The sequence below is a fragment of the Anabaena sp. AL93 genome (genome assembly GCF_001672085.1).
Lineage (GTDB): Bacteria > Cyanobacteriota > Cyanobacteriia > Cyanobacteriales > Nostocaceae > Dolichospermum > Dolichospermum heterosporum.
Map to the genome: position 1 here is coordinate 42981 of NZ_LJOU01000034.1, position 7163 is coordinate 50143.

General features: G+C 38.3%; 4 protein-coding genes. 1 reads left to right on the top strand and 3 read right to left on the bottom strand.

The genetic code is table 11. The features are described 5' to 3' along the window. Window positions 1-180 precede the first annotated feature (180 nt). Window positions 181-621 carry a DUF2141 domain-containing protein gene (locus AN486_RS10925; protein ID WP_290600615.1) on the bottom strand — a complete coding sequence of 147 codons (441 nt, stop codon included), beginning with the start codon at window positions 619-621 and terminating at the stop codon, window positions 181-183. Between the two features lie 559 nt (window positions 622-1180). Here AN486_RS10925 and AN486_RS10930 point away from each other — a divergent pair. Then, window positions 1181-2128, top strand: coding sequence for a DUF928 domain-containing protein (locus tag AN486_RS10930; RefSeq protein ID WP_168635012.1), 948 nt, complete (start codon window positions 1181-1183; stop codon window positions 2126-2128). Between the two features lie 86 nt (window positions 2129-2214). Here AN486_RS10930 and AN486_RS10935 read toward each other — a convergent pair whose 3' ends face one another. Both AN486_RS10935 and AN486_RS10940 read right to left on the bottom strand, forming a co-directional pair. Further along, window positions 2215-5043: a CHAT domain-containing protein gene (locus AN486_RS10935; protein WP_290600618.1), complete on the bottom strand. Its 2829-nt coding sequence runs from the start codon at window positions 5041-5043 to the stop codon at window positions 2215-2217. A gap of 17 nt (window positions 5044-5060) precedes the next feature. After that, on the bottom strand, window positions 5061-7163 hold a 2103-nt coding region (locus AN486_RS10940; RefSeq protein WP_290600620.1), incomplete at its 5' end, for an S-layer family protein.

The window sequence follows — 7163 nt, forward strand, 5'->3', positions numbered from 1 at the left end:
ATTATTTTATTATTTTGGTAGTGGAAAGGTGGATTTCTTTATTTTATTTTCGGATTTGTTTGCTGTATGTGGGGATACAAAATTGTAATAAGATCCCCGACTTCTTTGATTCATTCTGTCCATAAATAATAAATCAATGTTAGAAGTCGGGGATCTGGGTATGAACGATTGCTATATCAATCAAGAACCAAAGAAATATTTCATCTTAATCTTAATATCAGTATTAGTTTTAGATACAGCAACAGCCGAATCATTAAACTTAGGCGGTCCGGTGAAAACCTCTGGATTATTAGAAAACCCAAAACCTTCTATGGGCGCACCAAAAGCACCAGTATCGAGATTACCATTTTCATTGGCATCATGAATTAATCCAACAGCATAACTACCCACTTTCAAGTTATTGAAAGTCAGTTTTTGAGATATGTCTGTGATCTTGATACATTGGGATTGTAAAGCATTTTTACTATCACGAGGAAACCCTTGACTTTTATCAAAAAGCGTGGCACAAATTTGTCCAGATTTGTTTTTGAGTCCCTCTACTTCAATTGTCAGACTACTATTCAACTCTGCCTTAGCATTAGCTAAAAAGAGTAAATTTCCCAATATAGGGAGTAGTAACATTAGCCCCAGACTTGATGTTTTCCGTAACACAGTGTTTAACTGTTTCTTCACTAATTTACCCTCTATTAAATAAAACTAATATGTTACCTACTAGCCATGTTGATTTTCTGATGGCGTAACAAATGCGAGAATCTTACTGTGTCAGTATAGCAAAAAGTAACAAGATGTCGAAAATCATGGAGATTACAGTCTAATATGCTGACAGAGAAATTAATTGATAAGTAAGTGAATAGCAGAAAACCGACATAAGTAACGGAAGGTAAAATTGCCCAAAATGCCTTCTCTGTCGCTGTTCACCCTTTCCTATTTCTTTGTCATCAGGACAATTTTTAACGCTAACTTACTTAATTAAAACTAATCAATTAAAATCCGTCATCATTAAAATTATGGAGTATAATATGTTTTGTGTTCTAGCTTAAACCAACTGCAAAGATCCAGATTTTATCTGATTGCAGAACAATGACCCTATAAACGGCAACTTAACAGTTACATATCTCGGTGGTTCCAGACATTAAGGATTGATTAATAAAGGACTTTTCAACCAATCATTATCTGTTTTATGCGAAACTCCATTCTGACAGGATTACTTCTAGCGGGGTTTCTATCTCTACCTTTAGAGGTGGTCAGTCACACCCCCGGTTCATCTGTTGCTCTAGCTACTCCCAATAATCAGAACCGTGAACGTTACAATCAGTATATGCGGGAAGGGTACAAAAAAACCGCAGTTAGAAATTTTAAAGCAGCTTTACTTTCTTTCAAGGAGGCTGAACAATTAATTCCCGGCGATCGCTATGCTCAAAATGCTATCAGAAATGTACAAGCCTACATTGGCCGGGGTAAGGTACTTAGACTTAGCTTTGTTCCCACCAAACCCATGAGACTGAGACAAGGAGCAACCAGAACAGGATCAACAAGAAGTTGCTTAAATGCTGTTAGTAGTTTGGATGGGAAAAATCATCAATCAGAATTGACAGCCTTAACAGCTATGTCTGATACTGATAGCTCACAACTGACGACATCAAATCATCCGACATTCTTTTTCTACATTCCTAAAACTGCTGAACCAATTCAATCTCTCGAATTTGTCCTCAGAGATGAAGCTGATGAACCCTTGTACACCAAGAATTTCAAAACACCTCCCCAAGGTGGCATTTTCAGTATCAAAGTCCCTGATCATCGCCCATTAAAACTGGATCAGAAATACAATTGGATGTTGTCAGCAAATTGCTCTAATTATGGCAAACAAGCAGGCCTGTCCTTAACTGGTGTAATTCAGGTTGTTAAAGATGATAACCTCTCAGATGCCATCCAACAGACCAGTAATCCTATAGAGCAAGTAATGCTTTATGCTGCATCTGGAATTTGGGAAAATGCCATTACCACCTTGGCTGATTTACGTCGTCAAAAACCCAATGATCCCACGGTTCAGGATTATTGGGAGCAATTATTAACATCAGTTAAACACTTGGAAGAGGCAAACATTGCCCAAGAACCACCTCTGAATTGAGGATAATTGAGCAGTTTTTTTGCAAATACTTAACCCAGATCCCCGACTTCTTAAAGAAGTCGGGGATCTTTTTGATTTAAGAGGATTTACAACCAATTACCCAAAAGAACGTAACCCGCCCAAAAATTAGGATCTTTGTAGTCCTGACTTTGCAGTAATGCTAGTTGGGCCTGACGCAAAGCATCGGCTTTACTAATATTCTGATTCTTAAAAGCCTCATAAAACTTAGCCATGAGCATGGAGGTTGACTTGTCATCAACTAGCCACAGAGTTCCCAATGTACTCCGTGTACCTCCCCTGATAGCAACACCTGCTAATCCCAAAGATGCTCTCTTGTCCCCCGTTAAAGTCTCACAGGCACTCAACACCAATAATTCCACCGGATCTCTCGATCGCAATAAATTATCTAACTCATTGACTCTTAGCTTCTTATCGGAGGTAACAATAAAAGTCTGATCAGGTTGGGAACTAAACGCACCATGGGTGGCCAGATGAATAATTGAAAAAGAGGAGGAATTAAGCCTATTAGTCAAGGCGTTGCTGGTAAACTCTTGATTAAGTAACTTAGTTGAATTAGGCAGTAGGGATTTAATGTTGTTAATTTCATCCTTCACAGACTTTAACTCACCAAACTCTCTACCTTCAATAGTTCGTGAATCACTCAACCCAGCGATTAAGGCCGGGACATTTTTCTTTTGGAAACGCTGAACGTCCACCAGTTGCAAACTAGGAGCTAAAGCAATATTATACTGTTCGATTAGATATTTTGGCTGACCGTTTTCCTGACGCTTGTTTAACACAGACATGGGAAAGTTTTGCAAAGAACTATCCAGGACAAAAACTAAAGTTTTCACCCCACTCTCCTGTAAGTCTTTTTCCCCAGGACCAATGATCAAATCATATAATTTTTGGGCAATAACGGGTAATGTACGACCACTACCAGTATCTTCAGCGGTAATAATAGTTATTCCGTCTGCAATCTGACGCTCAAAATCTTGTTTATTTTTCTCAATCTTGGAAGTATAACGAGTTAAAGGCTTTTGGGGTAACTTGACAATCACCTCAAAACGGTCTTCTAATAGCACAGGATAAATCAGCGCGGCGTTAGGATCTTGTTTATCAATCACCTCATCAATACTCACTGACCTGCTAGAATTATCATCACAGGCTGATCGCAAAAAGTTTTCTAACTCTGCTAATTTTAAAGAATCAATGGTTTCACGAGCCAATTTCAGGTCTTCTGGTGGTACTTCTTGCGGTTGCAAAAGTAAACTCACATATTCTAGATAAACAGGCTCAGTATTCTCCCGGAAATTAAATTGACTGTCTCGGTTAACAGCAACAAGATCACGGCGCAGAGATTTCAGTGTTGCTAATGATGTTTTATAAGAGTTAAGAGCCTCTTTATTTTTACCTTGAGCCTTAAATATTCGTCCCTCTTGCCATTGCCATTGATAGGTTAGTTCTGGTGCTTTAGCTTGGCGAGAATAATCTAATGCTTTTCGGGTGTAATTATTAGCACCATTCCAGTCTTGACGACTTTCGGCTAATTGACCCAATAATCCCATGATAGAAGATTGTGTCCCCTTGTCTTCCAATTGACTGGCAACTTCATCAGTTTGATTTAACATCTTCACCGCTGCTTGGAAAGATTCTGCTTTCACAGATGATAAATTTAGGGTCGTTGGTTTCAGACAATTCGGCTGTTGTTGCTCTAAACACAGAGAATTTTTCACGTATTTAATTTGAGCATAAATACTTTCTCGACTGGGGGATAAATAGGTTAATGGAACTTTGATTTGATTTTTTAAATCAGTGGCTTCTTTCCATTTTTCCTGTTCCATTAAGATTTCTAATTGACCCAATTGAGATTGAAGTTCTATAATCTGTAAAGAAGGCAAAGGAGACTGAGGTTTTCCAGTTGGTGAAGGAAACTGAGACTGAGGTTTTTCAGTTGGTGAAGAAGAAAGAGAAGCCGCTTCTTTATATTGAGCTAAGGCTTGTTCTTGGTATTCAAGTCCTTCCTTATTATTTAGTTCTATATTTCTATTAGCTAAGTCTCGTTGAGTGTTACCTAAATTCAGTAAAACCTTACTCTGATCTTCTCTAGAACCACTTTTTCTGGCAATATCTAAACTAGCCTGGAGAATTTTTTCAGATTCTGCTAAATTACCTGTCAGACGCATGACATTACCAAGACTTCTGAAAGCCTTAGCTTGATAGGTTTTCTCAGAATTAGCTGATATTTTATCCTTGATTGTATTAATTTCTACATCAGAAATCATACATTTTTTCTCAGTATAACCAAGAACAGCCAATAAAGTTTGACAAGCTCGCGGATACAGTCCCAAGTCTTGCATAGCTTGAGCTTGGTTAATCTGATTTATCAACCCCATTTGATTATTTACAGAGTTGGGATATAGTTGTGCTGCTTGCTGCCATGTATTTAAAGCTGCTTGAGAATCTCCGGTTTTTTGCTGAAGTTGTCCTTGAATGTCAAGGGCTTGAGCTAAAACCCTCTGTTGTTCTGTAGTAATTTTAGCAGACTCTAATGTCTTCAGACTTTGGTTAATTTCGCTTTTAGCTAATTCCCATTTTCCCTCTTGCTGATAAGTCAAAGCAAGATTACTTCGTACTAAGGCTTGATTAAGAGAATCCTGGGGTAAGGACTGGACAGCTTGTTCCCAAATTGGGATAGCTTCGCCAAATTTCCCAGCTTTATACAATTGGCTTGCTTGTTGAATTAATTGGCCAGTATCCGGTTTATTTATCTGATTTTGGGCAATTACGGGAGTAATAGCCAGGGAAAAACAAAAAAGTAAAATCAGTGGCAAAAGAGAACGATAGAATCTTTTTTGCAGAGAAAATTTGTTTTTCTGGGTTGTTTTCCGGGTTGTTTTCTGATTTATGCTCATTTTCTTTCAACTCCACCTTAATTTGATGCACAAGTAATAGCAGTATTGACTCTCTCAGCGGGGTTTCCTGTGGAATGACCGACCAAAACCACATCTCCCTGACTATTGATTTCCCAACCCTGGGCTGGAATAATGGTTTTAAATGCTGTTTTCTCCATGTTTGCAGATGTAGAGTTAATTGCTGATGATGATTTTACAGATGTGGGCGCAATTAAACTTACTTCTACCTCACTACTACTAGGCAGTTGATCTGAAGTCAAGGCTAAACCCCCTCGACCTTTAACTATTAATGAATTTGAATTTTGTGAACTTTGTCCTTGACGGCAAGAATTGGTGATAATGGTAGCAGTCAGTAAATTTTCCGGTAAATCAATTAATCCTTGACTAGGATCTTCACCTCCGGAGTATATTTCTACAACTCCATTAACACCTGTTTCCGAACTAGCGTCAATTTTGGGTTTTTTGGGTTCATCTTTTCTATACCCGTTGTATCCGAAACTTCCTTTGGCCTCAATATCGATCTTCCCACCCCTACCTTGCGTTGCGTTGGCACTAATGTTACCACCATTACCAATAATAAATTTAGTTTTAATTGTCACGTTACCACCATTACCATTTTCCCCCGCACTAGCTTCAATTTTGCTATTATTTTGACGGATAGTATCGGGAATATTCAGGGTGATATCACCGCCCTGTCCACTTTTGGTACTGGCTGAGATGGTAGAATTATTCAGATTTAGGTTTTTTCCTATTAGAGTAATATTACCACCGTCGCCTGATCCTTGACTATTCACAGTGATTTGAGAACCATCCAATTCTATCAGTGTGGGGTCAATGTTAATGTTTCCTGCTTTTCCCGTAGAATCTGAAGTAGCCCCGGAGGAGATGGTGCTATTGGTTAATTTAAGGTTGTCTGTGATGTCAAGTTTAATGTTTCCTGCATCACCGTTAGCACGAGTATCAGTATTAATCTCACCACCATTTTTCAAGGTTAAATTAGAGGTTGTAATGGTGATATTATTACCCATTCCTGTAGCTGTCTCACCTACAACATTGCCAACACGACTCTGATCAATAGTAATGTCATTTGCTGTAATGTCTATCGCTCCCGCATCACCTATACCAAAGGTACTGGCATTAATAAGACCACCATTAGTTAAAGACAAATTTTTTGCTGTAATGTCAATATCTCCTGCATCGCCTATACCAAGAGTACCAGTATTAATTTGAGAAGAAAATGAACTATTATTGTCACTGTAACGGCCTTTGATGTTTATATCACCAGCTTTTATGGTGATCTTCCCGCCTTTTCTTTCTCCTGGTTTAACACTTGTATCGTCTCTACGTGTTTCACCATAGAAAAGACTCGTTATCGAACCACCATTAGTTAAAGACAAAGAACCTGCGTTTAAGTCAATTTTAATGTTTCCTGCATCACCTTTAGCACCTGAATTTACATTACTTGCAATTCTGCTAGAACCATCTATTTTTACATCTGCTTTTACACTATCTTTTGCTGTAATGTCTATCGCTCCCGCATTACCTTTACCAAAGGTACTAGTATTAATAAGACCACCATCAGTTAAAGATAAAGAACCTGCGTTTAAGTCAATTTTAATTTTTCCTGCATTACCTTCGGCACCTGACTCTACATTACTCTCAATCCTAGAAGAAGCAAGTTTGTTTTCCGAGTAAATTACGTTACTGTCAGAAATAGGTTTGTTATTTTCACCCTTAGCATATCCAGAAATATTGATACCATCTGTCGCGTTTATATCAATATACCCAGCAGAACCCTGACCATAGGTACTAGTAGAAATCACACCACCATCTTTCAGGTTTAAATTAGAGGTGTTTATAGCAATATAACCGCCATCACGCGTAGCACCCCTTTTTACCTCACTCTCAATCCTAGAAGAAGCAAGTTTGTTTTCCGAGTAAATTACGTTACTGTCAGAAATAGGTTTGTTATTTTCACCCTTAGCATATCCAGAAATATTGATACCATCTGTCGCGTTTATATCAATATACCCAGCAGAACCCTGACCATAGGTACTAGTAGAAATCACACCACCATCTTTCAGGTTTAAATTAGAGGTGTTTATAGCAATATAACCGCC

Bases quoted from the DNA above. Each gene is read 5' to 3' on its own strand.
- AN486_RS10930 (WP_168635012.1), top strand. From the start codon at position 1,181: ATGCGAAACTCCATTCTGACAGGATTACTTCTAGCGGGGTTTCTATCT.
- AN486_RS10935 (WP_290600618.1), bottom strand. From the start codon at position 5,043: ATGAGCATAAATCAGAAAACAACCCGGAAAACAACCCAGAAAAACAAA.
- AN486_RS10925 (WP_290600615.1), bottom strand. From the start codon at position 621: ATGTTACTACTCCCTATATTGGGAAATTTACTCTTTTTAGCTAATGCT.